General features: G+C 31.4%; 1 protein-coding gene and 1 pseudogene. Both read right to left on the bottom strand.

Features of this window, described 5'->3' with window-relative positions:
- Nucleotides 1–229: 229 nt before the first annotated feature.
- A pseudogene (locus V7147_RS24820) lies at nucleotides 230–370 on the bottom strand (S26 family signal peptidase); the annotation flags it as partial.
- A 320-nt stretch (nucleotides 371–690) separates the two neighbouring features.
- Nucleotides 691–1059, bottom strand: a complete 369-nt coding sequence (locus V7147_RS24815; RefSeq protein ID WP_335370466.1) for a hypothetical protein — start codon at nucleotides 1057–1059, stop codon at nucleotides 691–693.
- Nucleotides 1060–1289: the final 230 nt, after the last annotated feature.

Genomic DNA, 1289 nt, shown 5'->3' with positions numbered 1-1289 from the left:
GATAAGTTTGCCTTTTTCAATTTTTGTCAATAGTTTAAATAAACTAATTTAATAATAAAACGAAAGTAGGGGTTTTTCAACAAATTTCAACAAAATACTGTATATCCCCCCTGAAACAGGTAATTATACCTATAGAACGAGTTAGGTCCTTTGGTGAACATACCAAAAGCTGATTCAGCTATTGACTTAATTTAAGGGCATTACATCAAAGGAATCAGTTACAACTACTATTCTTATACTCTATCCTGTCGCCTAGGAGTCCAATTACAAGTTTAATGTAATTCCTATCGTCTGGGGCGTGAAACACAACGATATCTAATCTTTTTGGTTCCCAGATTTTTACAATCATACGTTCTGGTCCTGAAGTGGTTTGTTTAACCAAAATAAATATATAATTTCCTTAGCTTCTAGTCGAAGGGTGTATTAAAATGAAGCCTACATAAGGTCACAATCCTAGAATGTTAAGATTTCAAAAAAACCTCACACAGTCCCAAGTTGCTCAAGTCATTGGAATTAGTGAAATATGAGAATAACCATGAACCCCGAATGAAGAGTTACTTTATAAGTTTGCGGAATTTTATGAGGTAAGTGTTTCAAAGATAAAAGTTGAATAAAATAACCCACACATCCGTGAGGGCTATAATAATAATAAAGTCCTACCTCTGAAGAGATAGATTGCTTATCCAATCCTTATTGTTTTGTAATTGCTCCCATACCTTCTAGCACAATTTTAGTATCCTTATTAAAGTAAGGAATTATATCCTCACGAAGCAATAGCTGAGAGTTTTCTTTAATTATTAATTTTAATCCTCTTAAATCAAACCTTATTGCATAAGTATTAATTGTATTAATTATAGCTAATTCATTTCTTTGTAACGGCTTGTAATCGGAATCATGCATGTCGGTTACTACTTTCAATAGCTCCCGGGCATTTTTATCCAGGTAATGCCTTTTAGAATTTAACAAATCCATATTTTCTTCAATGTATTTTCTTGCCGTAACTAGATCGAGTTCATCCACGCTGTTGTTTATTTTTTTAATTATTTGTTCGATATCCATCTATAAAAGCTCCTTTAAAATATGTCGAATATTGTCTGCTAATATTGATATCGGTTAGATTCTCAAAGAGTTAAGAATGACTCAAATAATAAAAAATCCCGTCTTCGAGGAGACGAGGCATACTTAGGAAAATCTTTGCAGTAATATTAATTTTTCCTTACATTAATATATTTATTCAATAATCAGCTTAGTTTTTCTAATTAAACTATCCTGCTTCTTTAACTTAATAT

This window comes from Bacillus sp. JJ1521 (assembly GCF_036965165.1).
In the GTDB taxonomy this organism is placed as follows: domain Bacteria; phylum Bacillota; class Bacilli; order Bacillales; family Bacillaceae_L; genus Ferdinandcohnia.
Note: the sequence above shows the minus strand (reverse complement) of the source record. Positions and strands in the feature narration are given on the sequence as shown.

Bases quoted from the DNA above. Each gene is read 5' to 3' on its own strand.
- V7147_RS24815 (WP_335370466.1), bottom strand. From the start codon at position 1,059: ATGGATATCGAACAAATAATTAAAAAAATAAACAACAGCGTGGATGAA.